Raw genomic sequence first — 25,840 nt, 5'->3', positions numbered from 1 at the left:
CCACGATTCTCGATCGGGCGGGCCGCCGCACCCCGGGTGGTGCACCCGGGTCACCGCCGCCCCGGGCATTGTCAGTGGTGGGTGGCACGCTGACGCGTATGGACGAGCTGATACGGCGCCGGGTCTACGGTGCCGACCACGAGGACCCGGACCCCGGCCCGCGCCCGGGGCACGTCTACCGCGAGCTGGTGGCGGGCCCGCTGGACGGGCTGCTGCTCGACGTCACCGGCTGGACCGAGGCGCAGCTGGCCGAAGGCGCGGCCCTCGCCACCGAGATCGGCTCGCACGGACCGGGAGGCCGCGCCGGGTACGGGCCGCGCCCGGGCGACCCGCGCCACTGGGACTGGACGGGCGACACGCCCTGAGCGCCGGACGCCTCCCCGGCGCCCGGTCCCGGCCGCCCGGCCCCCGCTGACCCGGGGCCCGGAGCCCGCGGGCCGACGTGCGCCGACCCGGGGGCCGGGGCCCGGCACCCGGCGGGCTCAGCCGTCGTGGCGCCCCGGCCCGCGCACGATCAGCCGGGTCTGCAGGACGACCGAGCGGGGCGCGGAGCGGTCGCCGTCTATCCGGGCGAACAGCAGATGGGCGGCGGTGGTGCCGAGCGCCACCGGGTCCTGGCTGACGACGCTGGGTGCCGGGGTGAGCCGGTCGGCCAGGGGGATGTCGTCGAAGCCGACGACGGCCACGGGATCGGTGTCCCGCAGCCCGTCCAGGACGCCCATGGTGATCACGTCGTTGGTGGTGAACAGGGCGGTCGGCGGCCGGGGCAGCGCCCGCAGCCCGGCCAGCGCCGCCGCCGCGTCCGCCCGGGAGCGCAGGTCGTGGCGGACCAGATCGGGGTCCTCGGGGATCGCGTGCGCGGCCAGCGCGTCGACGTATCCGGCGTGGCGCTCGCCCTGCGTCCAGATGCCGAACCGGTCGCCCAGGTAGGCGATCCGGGTGTGCCCCAGGGTCAGCAGATGGCGCACGGCCCGTTCGGCCCCGGCCCTGTTGTCGACGGTCACGGTGTCCACGGCCAGCCCCTTGGCGGGCCGGTCCACGCAGACGACCCGGGTGCCGCCCTCCATCGGCTGCTTGAGGAAGCCGTGCCCGCCGATGGTGGGGACGAGGATCAGCCCGTCCACCTGACGGGCCGTGAACGCGGCTATCACCTCGCGTTCGCGGCGCGGCTCGTCGTTGGTGCTGCCGACCAGGACGAGACAGCCGCGCCGGTGCGCCTCGTCCTCCACCGAGCGGGCCATCAGCGCGTAGAAGGGATTGGCCAGGTCGTCCACGACCAGGCCGATGGTGGCGGTGCCGGGGTTCTTGCGGCGCAGATTGCGGGCGTTGTCATTGCGCTGATAGCCCAACTGCCGTACGGCCTGCTCGACTCGGGCCGCCGTACCGGGCGAGACGCCGGGCTCGCCCGACACCGCGCGCGAGACCGTCATGGGGCTCACTCCCGCGGCGCGGGCCACGTCCTTCATCGTCGGGCGCTTCACGGGCCTCCTCAGCGGTGGATCCGGATCCGGGGGGACCGGGGAACGGCGGTGCGACGCCTAGATGATTGCAGATGGCGGCGCATGTCAGGCCGGACGAGGGGACCTTGGGACCACTGGTGCGGCCTGGGCCGCGCCACGCCCGCGTCTTGGTAACGTTCCCAGCCTGGGCGGCCGGAGCCGGGCTCGTTTTCGCCCCGCACTCTTGACGAGTCGTCAGGGACACCTCAACAATCCTGAGTTGATTGGTAACGTTCACACGCCCATCCTTCATCCGCACCCCGAGCATTCCCGTCCCGAGGCCGCCCGCCGGACGGCGAGCGGACCTCCGCGAGAAGGTGGTCCCCCCTCGTGCTCCGATCCGTGCACCCCTCCAGATCCCGGCACCGCTCCCGGTGCCTGGGCGCGTTGAGCGCCCTCGCCCTGGCCGCCTCCGGGCTCGCCGGCATCGCCGCGGCCCCGGCCCACGCCGCCGCCCCGCTCCCGCTGACCCAGTACGTCGATCCGTTCATCGGCACCGACGACAGCAACGCGCCCAACCCCGTCCCGGGCGGCGCCGGGGGCAGCACCTACCCGGGCGCGGTCGTGCCCTTCGGCGGCGTCCAGTTCAGCCCCGACACCCCCACCGCGTCCCCCTCCGGCTACCGCTACAAGGACACCTCCGTCGAGGACTTCAGCCTCACCCACTTCGACGGCGCGGGCTGCGCCAACAACGAGGACCTGCCGCTGCTCCCGGTCACCGGCGCGCTCGGCAGCTCCCCGGGCACCGACTGGACCGGCTACGCGTCCGGCTACACCAAGTCCAACGAGGTGGCCCGGCCCGGCTACTACAAGACCCGCCTCGACCGGTACGGCACCGACGTCGAGCTCTCCGCCACCACCCGCACCGGCATGGGCAGGCTGACCTACCCCGCCTCCACGTCCTCGCGGCTGCTGGTGGCCACCGGCCGCAGCGCGACCGGCGGCCGGGCCGGGACCGTGCGCGTCAACGGCGACGAGCTGACCGGAAGCGTCACCGCCGGCGGCTTCTGCGGCTCCTCCAAGACCTACCAGATCTACTTCGACATCCGCTTCGACCGCACCCCCACCGGCTTCGGCACCTGGTCGGGCGGGAGCGTCACCGACGGCTCGGCGAACGCCTCCGGCACCAACACCGGCGCCTACGTCACCTTCGACACCACCGGCAGCGGCACGGTCCAGTTCAAGGTCGCCCTCTCGTACGTGAGCGTGGCGGGCGCCCAGGCCAACATGGCGGCGGAGAACGGCGGCTGGGACTTCGGCGCGGTCCGCTCCGCGGCCGACGACGCCTGGAACGGGATGCTCAACAGGATCCAGGTCTCCGGCGGCACCACGGCCGAGCGCCAGAAGTTCTACACCTCGCTCTACCACGTGCTGCAGAGCCCCAACATCTCCAGCGACGCGGGCGGCGACTACCGGGGCTTCGACAACGCCGTCCACCACTCCGCCCGGCCCGTCTACCAGAACTACTCGGGCTGGGACATCTACCGCTCCTGGGCCGCGCTGGTCGCGCTGATCGCGCCGACCGAGGCCAGTGACATCGCCAAGTCGATGGTCCTGGACGGACAGCAGGGCGGTCTGCTGCCCAAGTGGTCGCAGCAGACCAACGAGGACTTCGTGATGACGGGCGACCCCGGCCCGATCATCGTCTCCAGCATGTACGCCTTCGGGGCGCGCGACTTCGACACCTCGGCGGCGCTGGCGCTGATGGAGAAGGCGTCCAACGGCGGCACCGCACAGGGCAGCGCGATCCGGGGCCGCCAGTCCACCTACACCAGCCTGCACTACCTGGACGACCCCTCCGACTCGCTCGAATACTCCGCCTCCGACTTCGCGGTGGCCCAGTTCGCCAAGGCGCTCGGAGACAGCTCCGGTTACACCACCCACATGGGCCGCGCGCAGTGGTGGCGCAACACCTTCGGGCCGGACTCGTCCTATGTGCAGCAGCGCAGGAGCGACGGTTCCTGGACCTGGCCGCTGGACCCGGCGAGCCAGTCCACCTTCACCGAGGGCAACGCCTCCCAGTACACCTGGATGGTGCCGTACGACTTCGCCGACCTGATCAACTCCATGGGCGGACGGCAGACCGCCGTACAGCGCCTCGACCACCACTTCACCGAGGTCAACGCCGGTCAGAGCAGGCCGTACTACTACATCGGCAACGAGCCCGAGCACGGGGTTCCCTGGGCCTACAACTACGCCCGGCACCCGGCCGGGGCCACCGACGCCGTGCGCAAGGTGATGGCCGAGTCCTTCACCACCGGCGCGGGCGGCCTGCCCGGCAACGACGACCTGGGCGCCACCTCGGCCTGGTACGTGTGGGCCGCCATCGGGATGTATCCGGCGACCCCCGGCGCCGACACCCTCGCACTGCACGGGCCGCAGTTCCCGTCCGTCCTCATCCAGCGCGACGCCGGGAACATCAGCGTCACCGCCTCCGGCTCCGGCCCGTATGTCCAGGGGCTGACCGTGAACGGGACGGCCACCAGCCACAACTACCTGCGCTACCCGGACGTGGCCTCGGGCGCCACCCTCGCCTACACGACGGGTGCCACCCCGGGCGCGGTCTGGGGCACCGGCGCGGCCGACGTACCGCCCTCCTTCCAGGACGGGGCCACCCCGGTACCCGCCGCCCCCGAACTCGGCCCCGACCTCGCCGAAGGCCGGACGGCGACCGGGACCGCGGTCTGCGCTACCGCCGAATCGCCCGACAAGGCCGTCGACGGATCGCTGAAGGACAACAGCAAGTGGTGCTCGGCCGCGGCGAACCCCTCGCTCCAGGTCGACCTCGGGTCGGCGCAGACCGTGTCCTCGTTCGTGGTCAAGCACGCCGGACTCGGCGGTGAGAACACCGGCTGGAACACCGGCGGCTTCCAGCTCCAGACCAGCACCGACGGCAGCTCCTGGACCACCGCGGCCACCGTCACCGGATCCCGCGCCAGCCGCACCTACCACCCGGTGTCCCCGCGCACGGCCCGCTACGTCCGGCTGCTGGTCACCAGCGCGTCCAACGCCAACAGCGGCGCCGCCCGCATCTACGAGCTGGAGGTCTACGGCGGCGGCAGCGGCAACCTCGCCCTCGGGCGGCCCGCCACCGGGTCCGCGCCCTGCAACTCCTCGGAGACCGCCGACAAGGCGGTCAACGGCAGCGTGAGCGGCGGCAACAGCGACAAGTGGTGCTCGCTCGCCGCCGGCACCAAGACCCTCCAGGTCGACCTCGGCGCCGCCCACTCCCTGTCCTCGGTCACCGTGCGCCACGCGGGCGCGGGCGGGGAGAGCGCGAGCCTGGACACCAAGGACTTCGACCTGGCCGTCTCGGGTGACGGCACGGCCTGGACCACGGTGGCCCAGGCGCGCGGCAACACCGCCGACGTCACCACCCACCCGGTGACCACGACGGCCCGCTACGTCCGGCTCTCGGTCATCACCCCGACCCAGACCGCCGACCAGGCCGCCCGCATCTACGAGTTGGAGGTCTACGGCACCTGATCCGGCGACGCGGTCGACGTCAGGTCCGGCGGGCGGGCACCCGGGCACGAGGTGTCGGTGGCGGGGAGCCGCCCGTCGGCCAGATAGGCGTTGACCGCGTCGTTCACGCACGCGTTGCCGTACGACACCCCGTACACCGCGTGCCGGTAGGAACCCCGCACCGTGATCAGCCGGGAGCTCGGCCACTTGGTGTGCATCGCGCGGGCCTCGGAGTACAGCACGCGCGGGTCGTGGGTCGCGTTGACCATCAGGGCCGGCACGTCGTTGTCGACCACCGTCGGCCGCTCGCGCGGGCGGGGCCAGAACGGACAGGGCGTGATGTCGTTGAGCAGCGGCCCGAACAGCGGATGCCGGGCCCGGCCGCGCTCGACGGCCCGCCGGAAGACCTCCGGGTCGCGCGGACCCGGTGTGTCGGCGCACAGGAACGCCGTCTGCGTGCTGCCGTAGGCGGAGTCCCGGCCGGTGAACAGCGAGGGGAGGAGACCGGCGAGCGCGGGATCAGGGTCCGCCCGGCCGCTCTCGGCGGCCCGCCGCAACGTGCCCACCATGACGGCGATCTCCGCGTCGCTCTCCGCCCGGTCGTCGCCCAGCACCCCGTACAGCAGCAGCGGGACGACGTGTTCGTCCAGCCGGTACGCCCCCACCCGCAGCGGGGTGCGGGCGGCGGCTGCCTGGATGCGGCCCACGGTGGCGAGGACCGCGTCGGTGGTCGTCCCCAGCCCGTAGGCGGCGTCGCGGGGCGCCGCCCAGGCGGCCCAGTGGCGCAGGGCGTCCTCATTGGCGCCCTCCGTGCCGTACTCCGGCCACGGCGCGAGGCGGCCCGGCTCGTGCACACCGTCGAAGACGACCCGGTCGGTGCGGCCGGGGAACATCGCGCTGTAGACCTCGCCCAGATACGTGCCGTACGAGATCCCCAGATAGGAGATCCGGCGCTCGCCCAGGGCCGCGCGCACCGCGTCCAGGTCGCGGGCGGCGTCGCGGGTCGAGGCGTACGGGAGCAGGGCGCCCGCGGCGCGGCGGCACCGGTCGGCGAGGCCGCGCTCGAAGGCGGCCATCGCGTCGAACCCGGCCCGGCCCGTGCCCGCCGAGCGGAAGTAGGCGGAGGTCGGCCAGCGGCAGTCCAGGGGGTCGTTGCGGCCCACGAACCGGGGGTCGACGCCCACCAGGTCGAACCGGGCCGCCAGCTTCCCGAGAGCGGCATGACGGTCCATCAGATAGTCGATCACCGGATCGCCGGGGCCGCCCTCGTTCACCACCAGCGTGCCGATGCGGTGGCGGGCGTCGGTGGCGGGGACGCGGGCGACGGCGACCCGGATCTTGGTCCCGCCGGGCCGGAAGTGGTCCAGCGGGACCGTGATCTCGGCGCAGCGCCCGCCCGCCGCGGCCAGCTCCCTGCCCGGGGCGTCCTGGGGATCGCGGACGCAGCTGTGCCAGGCGGGTGGCGCGCCGGGACGCGCGGCGGCCGTCGCCGGGAGCGGGGCCGCCGCGGCGCCCGACAGACAGGTGCTCGTCAGGCAGAGGAGGGCGGCCACGGGCGTCGCCGCCCGGACCCGGACGCGGAACTGCTTGCCGTACGCGGTCCTCATGTCACTCAGGGTAGCCGTATGGCCGCGGTCGTCGCACGGGATTCGCCGTTGCGGACCGGGGGCCTCCGGGCGGGCGAAGGGGGGTCGCGAGGGCTCTCAGGCCACCGGGACCGGCTCGGCGTGCTCGAATGCCGCGGTGCCCGCGCCGCCGACCTTGGTGTCGTCGTTGACGAAGACGAACGAGTCGAGCGGGACGTCGCGTTCCACGCTGAGCACCGCCACCAGCTCCTGCGCCACCACCGTCTCCAGGACGGCCCGTAGCGTCGGGGCGCACTCGGGGAGCCGCACCACGCCCAGGCTGTCGCCGGGCTCCACGCGCGCGGTGGTCACCAGCAGCGTCAGATGGCCCGCCGCCGACAGCGAGCGGGCCAGCTCCACCTCGCGGCCCGCGCCGAACACCAGGTGCAGGGTGTTGCCCGCCGACTCCATCTCGCCGTGCAGATAGTTGCGGGTGACCGACGCCGAGGCGGGCATCCGGGGCACCTCGCGCAGCAGCAGGGCCGCCTCCTCGGCCGCGACCCGGGACGCGCCCGAGGCCACGCAGTCGACGGCGACGCACCGCGCGGCCCGCGCCCGCAGCGCGGCCACCACCTCGCCGGTACGGGCCCGCACCGCCTCGATCCGCTCGCCCACGCCCTGCCACGGATCGCCGTCCCGGCCCGCGATGACCCCGGCGATCAGGTCGAGGGCGACGACGGTGCCCGTGAAGCCGATGGTGGAGGCCGCCGAGTCGGGCTCGCCGCCGAGGCCGACGGCGAGCGCGGCCAGTGCGCCCAGCGGGGAGTCGGTGACGTTGAGGACCGCGAGGGCGGGGACGCCGCGGGCCGCCCGGAAGGCCGCCACCGTCTCCGTGCTGCGACCGCCCTGCGACACCCCGATCAGCAGGTCCGTGTCGAAGCCGCGCAGGCCCGCGCCGAGTTCACTGGCCAGCACCCGCTGGGCCGGCACGCCGTGGGCGCGCAGCACCTCCACCGGCAGGGCGAGCGCGGCGTAGGAGGCGCCGATGCCCGTCAGCAGCGGGCGCCGGGCGGTGCGCAGCCGGTCCAGGGCGGCGCCGGTCAACTGCCGCCGCACCTGGGCGGTCACCCGCTCCAGGGCCTGCGGCTGGGCGGTCAGGCCGTCGAGGAAGGTGATACGGGATCCGGGCATCGGGGGGTCCTTTCGTGCGCTCCCGCTGCGATGCGGTGCCGGGAGCGCGGAGAGAGGGACGGGGCGGCTCTGGAGCGCGCGAGGAGGACGTGAAGGCAGGATCATCCCTCCGCACGGCCCGGTGGGGGAATGGCGTCCGGGGGAGCGCACGGTGGCTAAGTCGCCCGGCGTGGCCGCAGTTGTCCCACCTGCATCCACACGCCCAATGACGTAGGGAATCCCGTACCCCGCGGCGGGCAGCGCGCGGGCCGCGCCACCGCCGCCGAGGAGGCGGGGGACGCGGCCCGGGGGAGCGCTGGGATCAGATGAGGTCCATCGCGGCGACCTCGTCGGGGCTGCCGTAGCTGACGGGTCCCTGGAAGCGGCGGCGCGCGGTGGCGAACCACCACAGGGTGGCGATGAAGAGCACCGCGCCCAGGGCGATCGGCGCGTAGTTGAACGAGGTGGTGGTGATGGGGGAGCTCTGCGGCAGCATGAACAGCACGCTGCTGAGCACGATCCAGCCCACCGCGATCGCGGCCACGGGCTTGCCGTAGCGGCCCAGGTTCCACGGGCCGGGCTCGAAGTCGTCCAGGCGCAGCCGCAGGAAGATCGGCACCCCGTAGGCGAGGTAGAGGCCGACGACGTTGACGCTCACGATGGCGGTGAAGGCGGTGTGCGACCACCAGCCCGGCACGATCAGCACCAGCGAGCACGCCGCCGCCAGCCACACCGCCTTGACGGGGGTGCGGGTGCGCAGCGAGACCGAGTGCCACCAGCGCGAGCCGGGCATGGCGCCGTCCCGCGAGAACGCGAAGATCTGGCGGGTGTTGCTGGTCATGTTGGCGAGGCCGCAGAAGAGCATGGCGCCGATCACGATCAGCAGGAGCAGCTTGGCGGTGCCCAGGCCCAGCGCGTCGATGAGGATCTGCACCGGCGGGGCGTCCGAGCCCGCCTCGCCCGCGTAGTCGCGGATCGCGTACACCAGGGCGAGCATGAGGACGAGTCCGGCGAGCGCCGAGTAGATGATCGCGCGCATGATGCCCTTGGGCGTGTTGACGGTGGCCCGCACCGTCTCCTCCGACATGTGGAAGCTGCCGTCGAAGCCGGTGAACGTCCAACTGGTCACCAGCAGGCCGAGCATGGCGGCGTACAGACCGCTGCTGAAGCCGGTGGTGTTCACGAAGTGGTTGGCGAAGGAGGCCGACTGGTGGTGGGAGGGCTTGAGGGTGAGCGCGGCGACGATCACCACCATGCCGATCAGCAGCCACCACACCGAGATGCGGTTGACGATCGCGACCAGCTGCACGGTGTACGTGTTGGCCAGCGCCTGCACCACCAGGATCACCGCGGCGATGCCGACGGTCTGCTGCGGCGTCGGGTCGTAGGAGGGCCACTGCATGGCGACGAACGCCTGGATGAAGGTGGCGGCGGCGTAGTTGGTGGCCGCCGTGCCGCCCACCTGGCCCACGAAGTTGAGCCACCCCGTGTACCAGGACCAGGCGCCCCGGTGGCGCTTGGCGAGCTTGCCCGCGGAGAAGTACAGCGCGCCGCTGGTCGGGTAGGCGGAGGCGATCTCGCCCATCGCCGCCCCGACGAACAGCACCATCACCGAGACGCCTATCCAGCCGAAGATCAGGATGCGCGGGCCGCCGGCCCCCATGCCGAAGCCGAACGCGGAGAAGATCCCGGAGATGATGTTGATGATGGTGAACGATATGGCGAAGTTGTCGAACGCGTGGAACCTGCGCGTCAGTTTGCGCGGATACCCCATGGCGTGCAGCGTCGCGTCGTCGTCCATGGCGATGTCGGTCGCGGTGTCGTGCTGTGGCTCTCTGGAGCGGAGTCGGGAGGTGCGTTCGGACACGGGTGGCAGCCTTTCCGGTGGGGGGTGACGGGACGCGCGGGTGGAGTGCTGACCGGCCGGGGCGCCGGGCGGGGGCTCAGGCCGGGCCGGGGGTGGGCAGTCCGCAGGACCGCCGGGCCCGGTTGAGCCGTTCCTCTGGATCGCCGAAGGCGCTCCAGGGCATGCGCGAGGCGTACGGGCCCATCGCCGTGAGGACTTCCCGTGCCTCGAATTCACGTTTCGCCATGAACAGGGCGTGTGCCAGGTACGCCAGGTCGAGCACCGGGGTGAACCGGTAGGCCGCGGTGCGCGGGAACCAGTTCTGGTAGATGCCCAGCGCGGTGGCCGTCCACTGGGGCTGCTGCCAGGTGGTGTCCGCGAGCAGCGCGCCCGGGTCGTGCTCCTCGACCAGCGCGACCAGTGGCAGCAGGCGCAGCGGCGAGGTGATGGGGGCGCGGTGGCTGAGGAAGGAGGCGACGTCCCAGCGGGCGCTCGCCGAACCGCCGTGGCGGGTGAAGAAGAAGGAGAGGAAGCGGTGGTGGGCCTCGCGGTTCCAGGGGTCGAGCCGCAGGATGTGCGAGAAGAGCAGCCAGGGTCCGGCCGGGGCGGTCAACAGCCCCTTGGGGGCCGGGTCGTAGGTGCCCTCGAAGCGGGCGAGTGCCAGCTGGGCGACCCATGGAGTGGGGTCCTGGGGCAGCAGCTTGGCGGCGCGCGCGCACGCCGCCTGGGCTATGCGCACCAGCGCCGCCGCCCGCCCGTCGTGCGCGTCGGCCATGCGTAACGCCCGGACCATCGCCACCCGGGCGGCGAGCAGGGCCGCTTCGGGGGAGGCGGACTCCTCGGCCAGCCAGCGCTCGGCCAGGTCGGAGTCGGCCGCCTCGGAGGCGAGCACCAGGGAGCGGTGGGCGCGTACCTCGAAATCGGTACGCGCGTCCTTGAGGACGTTGTGCGCGCTCAGATATCTGCCGGCCCGTACGTCCACGCAGGCGCGCGCCAACTCGCGGTCGTCGGCGGCCGGATGCCAGACGTACTGTCCTTCGAACGTGCCCGCAGTCACGATCCCCTCTCCATCCCGAAGACGACGTCATCCGCATACGCATTCCGGCCACGCCGAATTAAGCCAAGGCGGGTGCCCCTACGCAGGCTCACTGACAGCGAGGGACACCTTACTCATCATGAAGTCGTATCGAAACTCGTCGCCCGGAATATCTGGTTCCTAGTCATTTAGGTTTGGAGTGAATACCGTTCCTCATGTCCCGAGTGGCGGAAAGTATGCGTCTGGCATATTCACAAGCCGCCATGACTGTTCGTCAGCGCTGCTGGGAAGGCATCCGGCTGGGATGCGACCGATCGCGGGCGCCCCGGGCCGTGCGCTGCGCCGACCGGCAAGAGCGACAAATGGGTCCCGCCGTCCTCCGGCCGCGACGGAATTCGGAATGCCCCCACCCATTTCCCGGAGCGGATTCACCCGCCGGGGCCGGGAGTCGAGAGCCGGGAGCGGCGGAGCGGCTTTTCGGCCGTGGCCGGATTGCGAAGTCCCGTGGGACGGGAAGCGCACACACGCGTGTGGCGCGGAGCGGGGGCGAAACCCCGCGCCGCGCCACACCGCACCGCGCGATCAGTAGCGGCCGTGCTCCTTGTGGCCCCAGCTCTCCTTCTCGCAGTCGCTCTCCAGGAACGAGCCGCGGTTGGCGGAGCTGCCCATCGCCGTGTGGCAGCTGGAGTGCTTGCCGCCCTCGGAGCTGTGGTGACGGCCGTGCCCGTGGCCGCCGTCGTGGGCGAGCGCGGACGAAGCGCCGCCGAGGACGACACCGAGGGCGAGGACGCTCGCCGTGATCGTGGTACGCAAACGCATGGGTGCTCCTGTGGGGTGGAGGCGGATCGTGACGTCCACAGCGATCACCGAAATGGGCGGCGGCGAAACCTGGCTTCACCCGACTGCCCGTGGGGTTCGCCCGGTTCCCCGACCCGGGATGCGGCGCCCCGGGCAACCAAGTGGCCCGGTGTGACGTCCTTCACGTGGATGTGGCAGTACGTGATGAATTCCCCACAGGGGCACTACGTACAGGTGTGCACATGGATCGGAATGGATCAGCGTGACCCGCTGCGGGAGGCTCCTCATGACACCGTTCACCCTGCGCTACGCCGTGCCGAAACAGCGGGCGGACCTGCCGGTCGCCTATCGCTTCGACCCCTCGCGGCAGCTGAACGTCCTGCCCGACGGGCGGCCCGCCGTCGACGACCGCGAGCTGCTCCGGGCGGCCGGCACCACCGCGTCGACCGCCGGTTCCCAGACCCACTTCGACGACTGACGGCCCGGCAGCCGCATGACGGTCCTCATCCTGACCTGCGAGGAGGACGTCACCACCGACCTGGTGGTGACCGAGCTGCACCGGCGGGGCGTGCCCCTGGTGCGCCTCGATCCCGCGGACCTGCCGGGCCGTGCGGTGCTCTCCGCCGAGTACGCCCACGGCGACTTCGCCGGGCATCTGTCGGTCGACGGCTTCCTGGTGAGCATGAGCGGCCTGCGCTCGGTGTGGGTGCGCCGCCCCGGCCGCCCGGCCGCGCACGCGGCGGAGCCCTCGGCGTGGCTGACCGCGGAGACCGGGCAGGCGCTGTACGGGATGCTGTACTCCGCGTCGGCGCGCTGGATGAACCATCCGCGCGAGGCCGAGCGGGCCCGGCACAAGCCGTGGCAGCTGCGGGTCGCCCACTCCAGCGGCTTCGCGGTGCCGCCCACGGTGGTCACCACGGTCCCCGGGGTGGCCCGGCAGTTCGCCCGGGAGCACCGGGACGTGGTGGTGAAGAGCGCGGCCGGGCCGCCGCCGGACCAGCCGGGGACGGCGCTGCCGACGACCCTGATCGGGCCCGGGGAGGACTTCTCCAGCGTGCGGGCGGGACCGGTGCTGCTCCAGCGGTACGTGCCGAAGAAGGCGGACGTCCGGCTGACGTGCGTGGGGGAGCGGCTGTTCGGCGCCCGGAAGGTCTGCGCGCCCGGCGTGGTGGACGGGCGCTTCGACGAGAGCGGCCACCGCTGGGAGCCGGTCGAGGTGCCGGACCGGACAGCGGTGGCGGTGCGCGCGTATCTGCGGCTGGCCCGACTGGCGTACGCGGCCTTCGACTTCGCGGAGGACGAGGACGGGCTGTGGTGGTTCCTGGAGTGCAACCAGGGGGGCCAGTTCGGCTTCGTCGAGCTGGAGACGGGGCAGCCGATGGCGGAGGCGGTCGCCGCCTGGCTGGCCCGCTGAGGCCCGCCGCCCGGGGCTGACGGTGCGTCAAGGGTCGGCGGGATGCTGGTGTTCCATGTTCTCGTACGGCGGATGCAGTTCGGGGTGGGTGTCCCACCAGGTGCGGTGGAAGGCGTGGTTGTCGACGTTGGCCAGGTACGCGCAGGCCGCCGCGCGGTAGAGCAGCTGGGCCTGGGCCACCGGGACGGACGCGCGGTTCCAGGCGAGCCGGATGCGGCCGGTGAGCGGGCTGCCGACGAGCGGGCGCAGGACGGTGCCCGCGGCCTGGGGCGCGGTGGGCTGGCTGAGCGCGACCGCCCGGCCGCCCGCGATCAGGCGGTACTGCATCGCGCGGTCGGTGATGCGGTGGCGCAGCTCGGGGACGAACCCGGCGCGTGCGCAGGCCTCCACGAACGCCTCGGGGCCGCCGTCGTCGTCCTCCAGGAGCGTCATCCAGGGCTCGTCGGCCAGATCGGCCAGGTCGACGCGGTCCCGTCCGGCCAGCGGATGGGCCGCGGGGAGACGGACGTAGAACGGTTCCTTGGGGATGAGGGTGCGCACCATGACCCCTTCGGGCAGCGGGACTTCGTGCTCGTTCACCTCTCCGTACACGATGGCGTCGTAGCGTCCGGCGCCCAGGAGGCGGGCGAGCGCGGTCACCGAGTGCTCCACCTCGACGGTGATCTCCTGGCCGGAGAGCGAGAGGTCGGTCTGTTCGAGGAGCCCGTCCAGCAGGACGAGCAGGATGCAGCCGAGGCGCAGCGGGGTGTCCCGGGCGACCGCGCGGGCGTGGGTGCCGCCCAGCGCGTCCATCTCGCTGAGCACCCGGCGCGCCCGGCTCAGCACGAACCGGCCCAGCGGGGTGAGGTCCATGCCGAGCCGGCTGCGGACGAAGAGGTCGCCGCCCGTCACGCGCTCGATCCGGCGCAACTGGGCGGACAGGGACGGCTGGGAGACGCCGAGGCGGCGTGCGGCGCGCCCCAGGGTGCCCGCCTCCGCTATTTGGATCACGGCCTGTAGATGCCTCAACTCCAGCTGCATAGCGCCGAGCGTACGCAGGGCGTCCCCGGCGCACCATAACTCGCGTCCTATGCCCGACTGGTATGTACCACGTTTGCCATGTCCACGTTCATACTCGGCGGCGAAGAACAGGCCCCCCCACGATCGGAGTGGACGTTGCGCCCCTTCAGACTCACGGCCGCCGTGGCAGCGCTTGCGCTGACCACGGGCCTGACCGGCACCATAGCCGGTACGGCATCGGCCGCACCCCACTCGCAGCCCGGGCCGGACCAGCGGCCCACCCCCCTCTCCCGCGCGATCGCCGCCGCCGACCAGGCGGTCCGCAGCGGCTTCGACTCCCTGGTCAACTCCCAGCAGGAACGGTACGAGCGGCACACGGTCACCCCCTGGGTGAACGGCCTCTACTCGGTCGCCTACGAGCGCAGCTACCGCGGGCTGCCGGTCGTCGGCGGTGACGCGGTCGTGCTCGCGGACGGCACCGGCGACGTGCGGACCGTGCAGTCCGCCTCGGCCGTACGAGTCGACGTGGCCACCACGCCGTCCGTCACCGCCAAGGCCGCCGAGGCCACTTCGCGCGCCCGGCTGGCCAAGGTCGACAAGGTGGTGGACAGCCGTCTCGTCGTCCGGCTGAAGGACGGCAGGTCCACGCTCGCCTGGGAGACCGTACTGGCGGGGCGCACCCGCACCGCGCCCAGCAAGCTGCACGTCTTCGTCGACGCGCGGACCGGCAAGTTCATCGACAGCCACGACGACGTCGTGGCGGGCACCGCCAACAGCAAGTGGAACGGCCCCAGTCCGCTCACCATCGACACCACCGGCTCCGGCGGCAGCTACTCGCTGCGCGACCCCCGGCGGCCGGGTCTGAGCTGCGCCGACTACAGCACCGGCTCGGTCTTCAGCAAGTCCTCCGACTCCTGGGGCACCGGCAACCCCACCAGCAAGGAGACCGGCTGCGCGGACCTGATGTTCGCCGCGCAGAAGCAGTGGGACATGCTCGGCTCCTGGCTCGGGCGCAACGGGGTCAACGGCAACGGCGGCAGCTTCCCCGGCAAGGTCGGGCTGAGCGACCTCAACGCCTACTGGGACGGCAGCTCGGTCACCATCGGCCACAACAGCGCCAACGAGTGGATCGCCGGCATCGACGTGGTGGCCCACGAGTACGGGCACGCCATCGACAGCAACACCCCCGGCGGCACCAGCGGCCAGGAGGCCGGGCTCGGCGAGGGCACCGGCGACATCTTCGGCGCGCTCACCGAGGCGTACACCAACGAGCCCGCCCCGTACGACACCCCGGACTACACGGTCGGCGAGATGATCAATCTCCAGGGCCGGGGACCGATCCGGAACATGTACAACCCGTCGGCCGTCAACAACGACCCCAACTGTTACAGCTCCGCGATCCCCGGCACCGAGGTGCACGCCGCCGCGGGTCCGCTCAACCACTGGTTCTACCTACTCGCCGAGGGCAGCAGCCCCGGCGGCGGCAAGCCCAGCAGCCCCACCTGCAACCAGAGCACCGTGACCGGGGTGGGCGTCCAGAACGCCGGCAAGATCTTCTACGGGGGGATGCTGCTCAAGACCAGCAGCATGTCGTACAAGAAGTACCGCACGGCGACCCTGAGTTCGGCCAAGACGCTCGATCCGACCTGCGATCTGTTCACCAAGACCAAGGCCGCCTGGGACGCCATCAGCGTGCCCGCGCAGTCCGGTGACCCGACCTGCAGCCCGAGCGGGCAGAACGACTTCTCGATGGCGCTGAACCCGGCGTCCGGCACCGTGCAGCAGGGCGGCTCGGTCACCACCACCGTCAGCACGGCCGTCACCACCGGCAACGCCCAGTCCGTGACGCTGAGCGCCTCCGGGCTGCCCTCCGGCGTCACCGCCTCCTTCAACCCGGCCACCGTGCAGTCCGGCCAGTCCTCGGTGCTGACGCTCGCCGCGACCGCCAACGCCGCCCCCGGCGCGTACACCGTCACGGTCAAGGGCCAGGGCGGCACGCTCTCGCACACCGTCGACTACGCGCTCAACATCGGCGGCACCCCGCCCGGCACCGACCCGCCCAACATCGACGTCGCCAACGTCCAGGGCCACCTCAACCAGCTGGGCACCATCGCGACCCAGAACGGCGGCAACCGCCGCGCGGGCAGCGGCGGACACACCCAGTCGGTCGCCTACATCAAGGGCAAGCTGCAGGCCGCCGGTTACACCGTGGCCGAGCAGAGCTGCACCACCTGCACCTACCCGTCCAACAACCTGATCGCCGACTGGCCCGGCGGCCCCGCCGACCAGACCGTCATGTTCGGCGCGCACCTGGACAGCGTCTCGGCCGGACCCGGCATCAACGACAACGGCTCGGGCTCCGCGACGCTCCTGGAGAACGCGCTGGTCCTGGCCCAGAAGAACCCGACCATGACCAAGCACGTGCGGTTCGCCTGGTGGACCGACGAGGAGCAGGGCCTCAACGGCTCCAAGTTCTACGTCAACCAGCTCTCCAGCACCCAGCGCGCGGCCATCAAGGGCTACTACAACTTCGACATGGTCGGCTCGCCCAACGGCGGCTACTTCATCAACAACCTCAACTCGGCGACCTCCCAGCCGATGAAGGCGTACTGGGACTCGCTGAACCTGTCGCCCGAGGAGAACGTGGAGGGCCAGGGCCGCAGCGACGACTACTCCTTCCAGCAGGCCGGCGTCCCGACCTCCGGCTACGCGGCCGGTGCCAGCGCCCGCAAGACCTCGGCCCAGGCGGCCAAGTGGGGCGGCACCGCCAACTCCGCGTACGACTCCTGCTACCACAGCTCCTGCGACACCCCGAGCAACATCAGCGCCACGGTCCTGGACCGCAGCGCCGACGGAGTGGCGTACACGATCTGGAAGCAGGCGGTCGGCGGAACCACCCCGGCGCAGGACTTCTCCCTCGCCACCGACCCGTCGTCGGGCAGCGCCAACCCCGGCGGCAGCGTCACCGCCAAGGTGAACACGACCACCGTGAGCGGCAGCCCGCAGACCGTCGCCCTGTCGGTCTCCGGCGCGCCCAGCGGGGTCACCGCGACCCTCGACCCGACGTCGGTCCAGTCGGGCGCCTCCTCGACCCTCACCGTGCAGGTCGGCTCCGCCACCCTGCCGGGCACCTACACCCTCACGGTGACCGGTGCCGGAACGGTCAGCCACAGCACCACGTACACGCTGACGGTCGGCGGCGGCAGCTGCACGCCGCGCCAGCTCGTCGTCAACGGCGGCTTCGAGAGCGGCTCCAGCCCGTGGACCGCGACCTCGGGCGTCATCACCAACCAGGCCGGCGAGACGCCGCACGGCGGCTCGTACATGGCATGGCTCAACGGCTGGGGCTCGCCCCGCACCGACAGCGTCTCGCAGTCGCTGGCCATCCCGTCCGGCTGCTCCGCCTACCGGCTCTCGTTCTTCCAGCACATCGACACGGACGAGACCGAGAACGTGGCCTATGACACGTTCACCGTCTCGGTGGGCGGCCAGACCCTGGCCAGCTACTCCAACCTCGACGCGAACTCCGGATACGCGCAGAAGTCCTTCGACCTCTCCGCGTTCGCCGGCCAGACCGTCACCCTGAAGTTCAACGGCGTGGAGGACCAGTCCCTGCAGACCTCCTACGTCGTGGACGACATCACGCTCAACGTGAGCTGACGTCGCCCGGCACGATCCGAGGGGGCGCGCCCCCGCCTTCGGGCGGGGGCGCGCTTTCGTGCCGTACGGCACGGCCGCGGCCGGGGCCCGCTCAGGAGGCTCCGGCCGCGGACCCGTGGTCAGGCGCCGCTGGCGCGGAGCATGTCCTCCCGTTCGACGATCTTGACGCGTTCGCGTCCCTCGGGCCGGCCCAGGGCCTTCTCGGCCTCGTCCAGGCGGTACCAGCCCTCCCAGGTGGTGAAGCGCACACCGCGCTCGGCGAGGAAGGCGTCGACGGCCTCCGGGTCGGGCGCGGAGGGGGTGCGCAGCCGGCCGCCCGCGGCGTCGTCCAGGAGGCTGGCGACCGTCTCGTTGGCGTCGCCCTTGGTGTGGCCGATCAGGCCGACGGGGCCGCGCCGGATCCAGCCGGTCACATAGGTCGAGGCCAGGTGCTCCCCGGCGGCCATGACGCGGCCGGCCTCGTCGGGGACGGTGCCGGAGGCCACGTCCCAGGGCAGCTTGGGCAGCTCGTCGGAGAGGTAGCCCACGGCCCGGTAGACGCCCTGGACGTCCCAGTCGTGGAACTCGCCGGTGCCCTCGACGTTGCCCGAGCCGTCGAGGCGGGTGCGCTCGGTGCGCAGGCCGACGACCCTGCCGTCCTCGCCGAGGATCTCGGTGGGCGACTCGAAGAAGTGCAGGAAGAGCTTGTGGGGGCGGTCGCCGGTGTCGCGGATCGCCCAGTTCTCCAGGGTCTTGGCGACCATGTCGGCCTGCTTGTTGGCGCGGCGGGTGGCGATCGAGCCCTCGTCGTAGTCGATGTCCTCGGGGTCCACGATGACCTCGATGGTGGGCGAGTGGTCGAGCTCGCGCAGCTCCATCGGGCTGAACTTGGCCTGGGCGGGGCCGCGGCGGCCGAAGACGTGGATCTCGCGGGCCCGGTTGGCCTTGAGGCCCTCGTGCACGTTCGGCGGGATCTCGGTGGGCAGGAGTTCGTCGGCGGTCTTGGCGAGGACGCGGGCGACGTCGAGGGCGACGTTGCCGACGCCGAGGACGGCGACCTTCTCGGCCTCCAGCGGCCAGGTGCGGGGGACGTCGGGGTGGCCGTCGTACCAGGAGACGAAGTCGGCGGCGCCGTAGGAGCCGTCCAGCTCGATGCCGGGGATGGTCAGGGCGCGGTCGGCGGTGGCGCCGGTGGAGAAGATCACGGCGTCGTAGAAGGAGTGGAGTTCGTCGAGGGTGATGTCGCCGGGGTAGTCGACGTTGCCGAAGAGGCGGATCTGCGGCTTGTCGAGGACCTGGTGCAGGGCGGTGACGATGCCCTTGATGCGGGGGTGGTCGGGGGCGACGCCGTAGCGGATCAGGCCGAAGGGCGCGGGCATCCGCTCGAAGAGGTCGATGGAGACGCCGGGCTCGGTGGCGGCCGGGGACTTCAGCAGCGCGTCGGCGGCGTAGATCCCGGCGGGGCCGGCACCGACGATGGCTATCCGCAGAGGGCGGGGCATGACTGGGGGTTCCCTTCGACCGACAAAAAACGAAATGGCTCGTCGGACACCCTAAGCTTAGGTAAACCTAAGTGACTACCCACCCCCTGTTTATGACCTCATAAGGCAAGCTTATGACATCCCAAAGGGTGAATGATGGCCGGATCGGGCCATCGTGCCACGCGGGGTGTCCCGGCGGCCCCACGGGGCAAGGGAGAATGGAACGCCTCAGCGGGAGTGGGAGGTTGTCCATGACGGTCTACGTGGACGAGGTGAAGGACTACGGGGCACTGGCCCGGCGCCGGGGACTGCCGTCCCAGCACTGGTGTCACATGACGGCCGACACCGAGGACGAGCTGCACGCCTTCGCCAAGGCCCTCGGCATGCGCCGCGCCTGGTACCAGCGCAAGAGCCCCCGGGACCACCGCTGGCACTACGACATCACCCCGCCCACCCGCGCCCAGGCCGTCCGCCTCGGCGCCCGTGAGGTGGACCGGCGGTTCATGGGCGACCTGATGATCAGCCGCCGCGACGGCATCGCGGTCTGACCGGCCCGGACCGGCCGGACGCGGGCCGCGCGCCCGGCCCCGGCTCCGGGGGCACGGCCCGTACGGCCCCCCGCCCTAGCGGCGGGGGAGCACACCCCGTACGAGGGCGGCCTGCCCCGCGTGCTGGAGGTCGTCCGAGACGACGCTGATCAGCCGGACCGCCAGTGTGACCGGCGGATCCCACCGGGTGTCGACGACCCGGGCCAGCGCCTCGCCGTCCAGGTCCGCCACGAAGGCGGCGGTCCGGGCGTGCACCGCTTCGTGGTAGCCGGTGAGCTGCCCGGCGGTGGCGACGACCGAGGCCACCTGGGCGGGCGTGTGCCCGTACCCGGTGTCCGAGGGGTCCAGGGGGAGGGCGAACCGCTCGGCCCAGCCGTCGGCGGTCCAGGTCTGCTCGTGCCCGGCGACCTCGGCGAGGTGGTCGTCCTGGATGCGGGTCAGATGCCAGACGAGCCAGGCGATCGAATTCGCCGAGCCGTCGGCGCGGTACGCCAACTCCTCCTCGCCCAGGCCGTCGACGGCCGCCGCGACCGTCTCGCGGATCCGGTCGAAGGCGTCGAGGAGGAGGTCGGAACTGCTCACCGTGGTCACGTCCGCCAACTTAGCGCGGACCGCGCCCGCTGTCCCGGCCGGACGGGTCCGTCCGGCCGACACCCGCACCGCCCCCGCCCCACGCGGCCTCGGCCCGCGGACCTAGGACCCGGGAGCCGCGTCCGGGACCAATGGATGAGGTCGGGACCGTCCTCGCGGGCATGTTCCGGCCGTCCGCCGACGTTTAATGTCGATGACACAACAAGGAATCGCACGGCGGAGGTTGACCCATGTCAGAGGCAGGCAACGGACGCGGCTGGTCCGGCGACGGGATCGACCTGGACGCCTATCTCGCCCGCATCGGTCACGAGGGGGAGCGCGCACCCACGCTGGCGGTGCTGCGGGCCCTGCAGCGGGCCCATGTGACCTCGATACCGTTCGAGAACTTCAACGCCGTGCTCGGCAAGCCGGTGGCGCTGGACATCGCGACGGTCCAGGAGCGGCTGGTGGGCGGCGGCCGGGGCGGCTACTGCTACGAGCACGTGGTGCTCTTCGCCGCCGCGCTCGAACGGCTCGGCTTCGAGTTCACCGCGCTGATCGGACGCGTCACGCTCGGCAGCGACAAGATCCTGCCCGCCACCCACGCCCTGCTCGGGGTGCGGCCGGTGGACGACGACGGGCTGTGGCTCTGCGACGTCGGGTTCGGCGCCGGACCGCTGGAGCCCATCGAGATCGTGGACGGGACGGAGGTGGACCTGGACGGGTGGAGGTTCCGGATGGAGCGGCGCGACGGCGTCCTCGGCGTCGACCACTGGTGGCTGCACCAGCTCCGTGAGGACGGCTGGGAGGACCGGCACACCTTCACGCTGACCGAGCAGTACCCGTTCGACTACGCGGTGGGCAGCCACTTCGTGAGCACCAACCCCCGCTCGCCGTTCGTGCGGCGCGTCTTCGCGCAGAAGTTCACCGCCACCGGCCACCACCGGCTCGACGGGAACGTGTGGACCACCTTCGGCCCCGACGGGTCGTGGACCGAGCGGAAGATCGAACCGGGCGAGCTGGCGGGGGTGCTCGCGGAGCCGTTCGGGATCGTGCCCGACGAGGACGAGCTCGTCCGGCTGCGCGAGGGCCTGGCCTCGGACTGAGCGCATCAGCGCCCGAGCCCGCGTCCCGGCCCGGTCGGGCCAAGACGCACCGCGCCGCCGCGCACCGCACTGCGGTGCGCGGCGGCGCGGAGGGGCTGCGGGACGGTGCCGCCGGGCGCGGGGCGCGGCGGCACCGGGGGCGTCAGGAGCCCGACTGCTGCTGCGCGGCCTTCTTCGCGTTCTTCTCCTTGATGCGCACGGTCTCCTTGCGCACCTCGGCCTGGGTGGCGCGCTCCTTCTGCAGCCACTCCGGGTTCTCCTGCTTCAGGGCGTCGATCTGCTCGGTGGTGAGCGCCTCGGTGACACCGCCGCGCGCCAGCCCGGCGATGGAGACGCCCAGCTTGGCGGCGACCACCGGCCGGGGGTGCGGGCCGGTGCGCCGCAGCTCCTGGAGCCACTGGGGCGGGTCGGCCTGGAGCGCGTTGAACTCGGTGCGCGAAACCACACCCTCCTGGAACTCTGCGGGGGTGGCTTCGAGGTACACACCCAGCTTCTTCGCCGCGGTCGCGGGCTTCATGGTCTGGGCGCTCTGGTGCGACGTCATGTGTCAAGAGTATCGAGCGTGTGCGCCACCGCCGACCACGCCCGGTAACCTGGCGGAGTGACAGGCTCGGAAGCAACCCCCTCGTTCAGGCTCGCGTACGTCCCGGGCGTGACGCCCACCAAATGGGTGCGGATCTGGAACGAGCGGCTGCCCGACATCCCGCTCACCCTGGTCGCGGTGACCCCCGCCGAGGCGTTCGGCCTGCTGCGGGACGGCGGCGCCGACGCCGGTTTCGTCCGCCTGCCCGTCGACCGTACGGACCTGAGCGCCATCCCGCTGTACACCGAGACCACGGTCGTCGTGATCCCCAAGGACCACGAGATCAGCGCGGTCGAGGAGGTGTCCGCCGAGGACCTGGCCGACGAGGTCGTGCTGCACCCCCTCGATGACACCCTGGACTGGGAGCGCCCGCCGGGCCGGCCCGCCTTCGAGCGCCCCGCCACCACGGCGGACGCCGTGGAACTGGTGGCGGCGGGCATCGGCCTGCTCGTGGTCCCGCAGTCGCTCGCCCGGCTGCACCACCGCAAGGACCTCACCTACCGGCCCGTCACCGGCACCCCCGAGTCGCGGGTCGCGCTCTCCTGGCCCGAGGACCGCACCACCGACATGGTGGAGGACTTCATCGGGATCGTGCGCGGACGCACCGTGAACAGCTCGCGCGGCCGGCAGGCCCCGGCCCAGCCGAAGGCCGGGCGTCCCGACGCGTCCGGCGCCCGGCGGGGGCCCGCGCAGGGCAAGACGGGGACGGCCAAGGCGGGCGGGCGCTCCGGCGCCGGGAAGGGCGGCGCCAAGGGTGGGGCCGCCAAGGGCGGCGCGAAGAGCTCCGGCCGCTCCGCGAAGCCGCGTCGCCGCTCCTGAGCCTGCGCTGCCCGCGCCGGGCGGCCGGGGCCCCCGGGCGCCCCGTGGGCCCGCCCGCTCAGCCCGTGAGCAGTGCCCGTACGGCCGCCGCCGACCAGTGTCCCGCCGCGCCCGCCGCGAGGTAGGCGCAGACGGCGTCGGCGTCCCACGCGCCCGCCTCCAGCAGCCCCGCGGCCAGATGGCGCAGATACGGGGCGGACGGCACCGTCGGAGCGACGTCGGCCGCCCGCCACGGCGCCGTGAAGGTGAGCAGCGGCACACCGTCCAGCTGCCCGGGGCAGACCAGCGTCTCGTACCGCCCGTCGCCGAGGCTCGCCCGGCCCCGGGACAGGGCCTCGGCCAGATCGAGGTCGGTGCCCGGCTGCCGGTACATCTCCTGCGCGGCGATGTCGGCGAACTGGGAGGCCGACACCAGATGGGCCCGCGCCAGGGTGCGGCCCGCGGTGTCGGGGTCGTGGAACGCCCGGCCGCCGCCCCAGACCGGGGAGGTGGTGGCGAAGTACAGGACGCCCGGCAGCTCCACGGGCACGGACGCGCTCGGCAGGGCGCGGTCCCGGCAGCCCGGATACGTCCTCGTGCCACCGGAGTGCCGTCCGCCGAGGATGTACTGGGCGAGCCGGTCCAGATGGGTGTTCGAGCCGTACGAGCAGTACCAGACCTGACTGGGCGTCAGATCAAGGTGGGGGCCCGGCCCGATGGCCCGTGTCGCGCTCACCGCTCGGCCTCGCGCGCCAGGACCCGGACGAAGCGCAGCGCCGGACGGCCGCCGCTGAGCGTGAAGTCGTCGCCGGGCTCGCCGTCCGCCACGAATCCGGTGCGGGCGAGGACGGCCCGGGACGCGGCGTTGTCGACGGTGGTGGCGGCGCGCAGGGTCGTCAGCCCGTACTCCCGCGCCGCCAGGGCGCAGGCTTCGCGCACCGCGGCGGTGGCCAGGCCCCGGCCGGTGGCCCGCTCGGCGATGCGGTAGCCGAGCTCGGCCGAACTCCCCTCCACACCGACCAGGTTGACCCGGCCCAGCACCTCGCCCTCGCCGTCCACCAGCACGTGGAAGAAGTGGAGCCCGGCGGCCTGCTCGGCCATCAGCTCCTGGTGGCGGGCGTCGAAGTGGGTGAAGTAGTCGTCACCGCGGTCGGGGATCGAGGCGGCGAAGAACGCCCGGTTCTCCCGCTCGAAGCGCAGCAGGGCGGGGGCGTGGTCGAAGCGCAGGCGCTGGAGCTCGGGCATGGCGCCGATGCTACGCACCGCCCCTGCGCCCTGTCGCCGCAATTGCCGCGCCCTGCCAGGACGTGGAATGGGCCGCCGCCGTCACGGGGCCGGGGTGAAGTCGTCGACGAGCTTGACGAATTCGTCCTCCCGCTCGAAGAAGGCCACGTGCCCGGCGTCGATCTCGGCGTAGGAGCTGCCCGCGATCGCGGCGTGCAGGCCCCGGCTGTGCTCGACCGGAATGGTCGCGTCCTGGGTGCAGCCGATCACCAGCGTGGTGGCCCGGACCCGGGGGAGCAGCGCGCGGATGTCGACCCGGCTGTCCAGGCCGACGTGGCGCAGCGTGCCCGGGGTGGGCGGCAGATTGGGGATGAGGAGCTCGACCTGCTCGCGGCCGATCGTGTTGAGGAAGCCCCGGCTGAAGCCGGTCATCGTGATGATCCGCCCGAAGGCGGCCGGGTCGGAGGCGCCCACCTGCTGCCAGAGCGTGAACTGGTTCCGCAGGTATTCGTCGCCGTCGGTGTGGGCCCAGCCGGCGACCAGGACCAGCCGGTGCACGAGGTCGGGCCGGAGCGCGGCGACGGCGGCGCAGACCGGGGCGCCCATCGAGAAGCCCAGCAGGTCCACCGGCCCGGTGCCCGCGTCCTCGATGACCGCCACGACCTGCGCGGCCAGGCCCTCGACGGTGAGCGGACCGCCGTCGTCCGCAGTGCGTTCGGTGCCGGAGAGGTCGGGGGTGAGCACCGTGCGGCCGGCGGCGAAACGGGGCGCGAGAGCACCCCAGTTGACGGCCGAGCCGCCCGAGCCGGTGCCGTGCACCAGGACCAGGGCGGGCCCCGGTCCGGGGCGGCCGGAGGAGTGGCGGTCGTAGGAGACGAGGGCGTCGGCGACGGTGACGGTGTGGGTGGTGGGGGTGTGCGGGGACGCGGACATGGTGGCTCCACAGGTTTGGTTCGCGGTGTCTCGCCGGGGTGGTTTCCTCCGGCGGCACCCACATTGCCGCCCCGGCGAGGGGTGCGGGAGAGCTCTCTGGGACCCGGGGACCGGGGGTCCCTGGATACGGCGCCGGGGGCTCCGGCAGGATGAGCCCCATGACGTACGACCGCAGCGGGCTCGCCGACTTCCTCCGCCGTTCGCGCGAGCGGGTGAGCCCGCAGGACGCCGGGCTCCCCGCGGGCGCGCGGCGCCGCACGCCCGGGCTGCGGCGCGAGGAGGTGGCCCAGCTCGCGGGCATGTCGACCGACTACTACACCCGCCTCGAACAGGCCCGCGGTCCGCAGCCGTCGCCGCAGATGCTCGCCGCCCTCACCCGCGCCCTGCGGCTGAGCGACGACGAGCGCGACCACCTCCACCTGCTCGCCGGGCAGCACCCGCCCGCCCGGCGCGCCGGTGACGACGAGGTGGCCGCGGGCCTGCTGCACGTACTGGAGCGGCTGCCGGGCACCGCCGCGCAGGTGCTCAACGACCTCGGGGACGTCCTCGCCCAGAACGACCTGGCCCGCGCCCTGCTCGGCGGGGTGTGCACGGTGTCGGAACACGGCCGCAACGTCGTCTGGCGCTGGTTCGCGGACCCGGCGGCCAGGGACGCCTATCCGGCGGCCGAACACGCCCACTACAGCCGGGTGCACGTCGCCGACCTGCGCGCCGCGGTGGGCCGCCGCGCCGGGGACCCGGCCGCAGCCCGGCTCGTGGAGCGGCTGCGCGGCGCCAGCGCGGAGTTCGCCGCGCTGTGGGACCTGCACGAGGTGGCCGTGCGGCGGCACACCCGGATGCGGGTGCTCCACCCCGTGCTCGGCGCGGTGGACCTGGACTGCCAGGTGCTGCTGGCGCCCGAGGGCGAACAGCGGCTGGTGCTGCTCACCCCGCCGCCCGGTTCCGACACGGCCGACCGGCTGGGGCTGCTCGCGGCCGACCCGGTGTCGGCGGCTCGCTGAACCGGCCCGGTCGGCCACCGGCGGCCGGGCCCGTACGGACTCCCGGCCCGCGCCGTCGCACCGGTCGAATAAACCGTTGTCGCCGACCGTGCCCCTCTCCCTAAACTCCCCACACGGCCACGGAGTTCCGGGGCCGCACGTCGACGAACGAGGGGAGCCCGGCAT

The 25,840-nt window shown here is 72.7% G+C and carries 22 protein-coding genes; 9 read left to right on the top strand and 13 right to left on the bottom strand.

What is annotated here, in order from left to right; all coding sequences use genetic code 11:
• Positions 1-98: 98 nt before the first annotated feature.
• Positions 99-365, top strand: coding sequence for a hypothetical protein (locus tag AB5J87_RS03750; protein ID WP_369373877.1), 267 nt, complete (start codon positions 99-101; stop codon positions 363-365).
• Between the two features lie 117 nt (positions 366-482).
• On the opposite strand, the gene AB5J87_RS03745 is transcribed toward AB5J87_RS03750, so the two are convergent.
• Complete coding sequence (locus tag AB5J87_RS03745) at positions 483-1,481, bottom strand: LacI family DNA-binding transcriptional regulator (protein WP_369373875.1); 999 nt, start codon at positions 1,479-1,481, stop codon at positions 483-485.
• Positions 1,482-1,829: 348 nt separating this feature from the next.
• Between AB5J87_RS03745 and AB5J87_RS03740 the strand changes: the two genes are divergently transcribed.
• On the top strand, positions 1,830-4,985 hold the full coding sequence (locus AB5J87_RS03740) for a GH92 family glycosyl hydrolase (RefSeq protein WP_369373873.1): 3,156 nt from the start codon (positions 1,830-1,832) through the stop codon (positions 4,983-4,985).
• Here the strand turns inward: AB5J87_RS03740 and AB5J87_RS03735 are convergent.
• The 5 genes from AB5J87_RS03735 to AB5J87_RS03715 form a co-directional block, all read right to left on the bottom strand.
• Positions 4,973-6,571 carry an alpha/beta hydrolase gene (locus tag AB5J87_RS03735; protein WP_369373871.1) on the bottom strand — a complete coding sequence of 533 codons (1,599 nt, stop codon included), beginning with the start codon at positions 6,569-6,571 and terminating at the stop codon, positions 4,973-4,975. The two genes, AB5J87_RS03740 and AB5J87_RS03735, sit on opposite strands and share 13 nt — an antisense overlap.
• A gap of 96 nt (positions 6,572-6,667) precedes the next feature.
• Positions 6,668-7,720, bottom strand: coding sequence for an SIS domain-containing protein (locus AB5J87_RS03730; RefSeq protein WP_369373869.1), 1,053 nt, complete (start codon positions 7,718-7,720; stop codon positions 6,668-6,670).
• A 301-nt stretch (positions 7,721-8,021) separates the two neighbouring features.
• Positions 8,022-9,473, bottom strand: coding sequence for an amino acid permease (locus tag AB5J87_RS03725; RefSeq protein WP_369383344.1), 1,452 nt, complete (start codon positions 9,471-9,473; stop codon positions 8,022-8,024).
• Positions 9,474-9,642: 169 nt separating this feature from the next.
• A complete protein-coding gene (locus AB5J87_RS03720; RefSeq protein WP_369373867.1) occupies positions 9,643-10,602 on the bottom strand; it encodes a hypothetical protein in 960 nt (319 codons plus the stop codon).
• Between the two features lie 561 nt (positions 10,603-11,163).
• A complete protein-coding gene (locus AB5J87_RS03715) occupies positions 11,164-11,400 on the bottom strand; it encodes a hypothetical protein (protein ID WP_369373865.1) in 237 nt (78 codons plus the stop codon).
• Between the two features lie 265 nt (positions 11,401-11,665).
• Here AB5J87_RS03715 and tgmA point away from each other — a divergent pair, with 265 nt between their 5' ends.
• Both tgmA and tgmB read left to right on the top strand, forming a co-directional pair.
• The gene (gene tgmA / locus AB5J87_RS03710; protein WP_369373863.1) at positions 11,666-11,857 is read left to right on the top strand and encodes a putative ATP-grasp-modified RiPP; all 192 of its coding nucleotides are present in this window, start codon (positions 11,666-11,668) and stop codon (positions 11,855-11,857) included.
• 15 nt (positions 11,858-11,872) lie between these two features.
• Complete coding sequence (gene tgmB / locus AB5J87_RS03705) at positions 11,873-12,793, top strand: ATP-grasp ribosomal peptide maturase (RefSeq protein WP_369373861.1); 921 nt, start codon at positions 11,873-11,875, stop codon at positions 12,791-12,793.
• A gap of 27 nt (positions 12,794-12,820) precedes the next feature.
• Here the strand turns inward: tgmB and AB5J87_RS03700 are convergent, their stop codons facing one another.
• On the bottom strand, positions 12,821-13,813 hold the full coding sequence (locus tag AB5J87_RS03700) for a LysR family transcriptional regulator (protein ID WP_369373859.1): 993 nt from the start codon (positions 13,811-13,813) through the stop codon (positions 12,821-12,823).
• A 162-nt stretch (positions 13,814-13,975) separates the two neighbouring features.
• On the opposite strand from AB5J87_RS03700, the gene AB5J87_RS03695 reads away from it, so the two are divergent.
• Complete coding sequence (locus AB5J87_RS03695; RefSeq protein ID WP_369373857.1) at positions 13,976-17,452, top strand: M28 family peptidase; 3,477 nt, start codon at positions 13,976-13,978, stop codon at positions 17,450-17,452.
• 119 nt (positions 17,453-17,571) lie between these two features.
• On the opposite strand, the gene AB5J87_RS03690 is transcribed toward AB5J87_RS03695, so the two are convergent.
• Positions 17,572-18,933 carry an FAD-dependent oxidoreductase gene (locus AB5J87_RS03690; protein ID WP_369373855.1) on the bottom strand — a complete coding sequence of 454 codons (1,362 nt, stop codon included), beginning with the start codon at positions 18,931-18,933 and terminating at the stop codon, positions 17,572-17,574.
• A 230-nt stretch (positions 18,934-19,163) separates the two neighbouring features.
• On the opposite strand from AB5J87_RS03690, the gene AB5J87_RS03685 reads away from it, so the two are divergent.
• Positions 19,164-19,460: a DUF4031 domain-containing protein gene (locus AB5J87_RS03685; RefSeq protein ID WP_369373853.1), complete on the top strand. Its 297-nt coding sequence runs from the start codon at positions 19,164-19,166 to the stop codon at positions 19,458-19,460.
• 75 nt (positions 19,461-19,535) lie between these two features.
• On the opposite strand, the gene AB5J87_RS03680 is transcribed toward AB5J87_RS03685, so the two are convergent.
• Positions 19,536-20,042, bottom strand: coding sequence for a DUF664 domain-containing protein (locus tag AB5J87_RS03680; RefSeq protein ID WP_369383343.1), 507 nt, complete (start codon positions 20,040-20,042; stop codon positions 19,536-19,538).
• A gap of 239 nt (positions 20,043-20,281) precedes the next feature.
• On the opposite strand from AB5J87_RS03680, the gene AB5J87_RS03675 reads away from it, so the two are divergent.
• Positions 20,282-21,136 carry an arylamine N-acetyltransferase gene (locus AB5J87_RS03675; RefSeq protein ID WP_369373851.1) on the top strand — a complete coding sequence of 285 codons (855 nt, stop codon included), beginning with the start codon at positions 20,282-20,284 and terminating at the stop codon, positions 21,134-21,136.
• Between the two features lie 142 nt (positions 21,137-21,278).
• On the opposite strand, the gene AB5J87_RS03670 is transcribed toward AB5J87_RS03675, so the two are convergent.
• A complete protein-coding gene (locus AB5J87_RS03670; protein ID WP_369373849.1) occupies positions 21,279-21,680 on the bottom strand; it encodes a DUF5997 family protein in 402 nt (133 codons plus the stop codon).
• A gap of 57 nt (positions 21,681-21,737) precedes the next feature.
• Between AB5J87_RS03670 and AB5J87_RS03665 the strand changes: the two genes are divergently transcribed.
• Positions 21,738-22,538, top strand: coding sequence for a LysR family substrate-binding domain-containing protein (locus AB5J87_RS03665; RefSeq protein ID WP_369373847.1), 801 nt, complete (start codon positions 21,738-21,740; stop codon positions 22,536-22,538).
• 58 nt (positions 22,539-22,596) lie between these two features.
• Here AB5J87_RS03665 and AB5J87_RS03660 read toward each other — a convergent pair whose 3' ends face one another.
• The 3 genes from AB5J87_RS03660 to AB5J87_RS03650 all read right to left on the bottom strand — a co-directional run bounded on the left by AB5J87_RS03660 (position 22,597) and on the right by AB5J87_RS03650 (position 24,674).
• The gene (locus tag AB5J87_RS03660; RefSeq protein ID WP_369373845.1) at positions 22,597-23,253 is read right to left on the bottom strand and encodes a histone deacetylase; all 657 of its coding nucleotides are present in this window, start codon (positions 23,251-23,253) and stop codon (positions 22,597-22,599) included.
• Entirely contained in the window at positions 23,250-23,762 is a 513-nt protein-coding gene (locus tag AB5J87_RS03655) for a GNAT family N-acetyltransferase (RefSeq protein WP_369373843.1), read from the bottom strand. Before AB5J87_RS03655 ends, AB5J87_RS03660 begins: the two co-directional genes overlap by 4 nt.
• 81 nt (positions 23,763-23,843) lie before the next feature.
• Positions 23,844-24,674, bottom strand: coding sequence for an alpha/beta fold hydrolase (locus AB5J87_RS03650; RefSeq protein WP_369373841.1), 831 nt, complete (start codon positions 24,672-24,674; stop codon positions 23,844-23,846).
• Between the two features lie 149 nt (positions 24,675-24,823).
• Here AB5J87_RS03650 and AB5J87_RS03645 point away from each other — a divergent pair, with 149 nt between their 5' ends.
• Positions 24,824-25,675, top strand: a complete 852-nt coding sequence (locus AB5J87_RS03645) for a helix-turn-helix transcriptional regulator (RefSeq protein ID WP_369373839.1) — start codon at positions 24,824-24,826, stop codon at positions 25,673-25,675.
• Positions 25,676-25,840: the final 165 nt, after the last annotated feature.

The organism is Streptomyces sp. cg36 (assembly GCF_041080675.1).
GTDB lineage: Bacteria > Actinomycetota > Actinomycetes > Streptomycetales > Streptomycetaceae > Streptomyces.
This window is presented reverse-complemented; position numbering and strand designations above follow the sequence as displayed.

What these genes read in the sequence shown, in the direction of transcription:
- AB5J87_RS03675 (WP_369373851.1), top strand. Translation starts at nt 20,282, where the DNA reads ATGTCAGAGGCAGGCAACGGACGCGGCTGGTCCGGCGACGGGATCGAC.
- AB5J87_RS03730 (WP_369373869.1), bottom strand. Translation starts at nt 7,720, where the DNA reads ATGCCCGGATCCCGTATCACCTTCCTCGACGGCCTGACCGCCCAGCCG.
- AB5J87_RS03715 (WP_369373865.1), bottom strand. Translation starts at nt 11,400, where the DNA reads ATGCGTTTGCGTACCACGATCACGGCGAGCGTCCTCGCCCTCGGTGTC.
- AB5J87_RS03670 (WP_369373849.1), bottom strand. Translation starts at nt 21,680, where the DNA reads ATGACGTCGCACCAGAGCGCCCAGACCATGAAGCCCGCGACCGCGGCG.
- AB5J87_RS03655 (WP_369373843.1), bottom strand. Translation starts at nt 23,762, where the DNA reads ATGCCCGAGCTCCAGCGCCTGCGCTTCGACCACGCCCCCGCCCTGCTG.
- tgmB (WP_369373861.1), top strand. Translation starts at nt 11,873, where the DNA reads ATGACGGTCCTCATCCTGACCTGCGAGGAGGACGTCACCACCGACCTG.
- tgmA (WP_369373863.1), top strand. Translation starts at nt 11,666, where the DNA reads ATGACACCGTTCACCCTGCGCTACGCCGTGCCGAAACAGCGGGCGGAC.
- AB5J87_RS03725 (WP_369383344.1), bottom strand. Translation starts at nt 9,473, where the DNA reads ATGGGGTATCCGCGCAAACTGACGCGCAGGTTCCACGCGTTCGACAAC.
- AB5J87_RS03690 (WP_369373855.1), bottom strand. Translation starts at nt 18,933, where the DNA reads ATGCCCCGCCCTCTGCGGATAGCCATCGTCGGTGCCGGCCCCGCCGGG.
- AB5J87_RS03750 (WP_369373877.1), top strand. Translation starts at nt 99, where the DNA reads ATGGACGAGCTGATACGGCGCCGGGTCTACGGTGCCGACCACGAGGAC.
- AB5J87_RS03735 (WP_369373871.1), bottom strand. Translation starts at nt 6,571, where the DNA reads ATGAGGACCGCGTACGGCAAGCAGTTCCGCGTCCGGGTCCGGGCGGCG.
- AB5J87_RS03685 (WP_369373853.1), top strand. Translation starts at nt 19,164, where the DNA reads ATGACGGTCTACGTGGACGAGGTGAAGGACTACGGGGCACTGGCCCGG.
- AB5J87_RS03645 (WP_369373839.1), top strand. Translation starts at nt 24,824, where the DNA reads ATGAGCCCCATGACGTACGACCGCAGCGGGCTCGCCGACTTCCTCCGC.
- AB5J87_RS03700 (WP_369373859.1), bottom strand. Translation starts at nt 13,813, where the DNA reads ATGCAGCTGGAGTTGAGGCATCTACAGGCCGTGATCCAAATAGCGGAG.
- AB5J87_RS03650 (WP_369373841.1), bottom strand. Translation starts at nt 24,674, where the DNA reads ATGTCCGCGTCCCCGCACACCCCCACCACCCACACCGTCACCGTCGCC.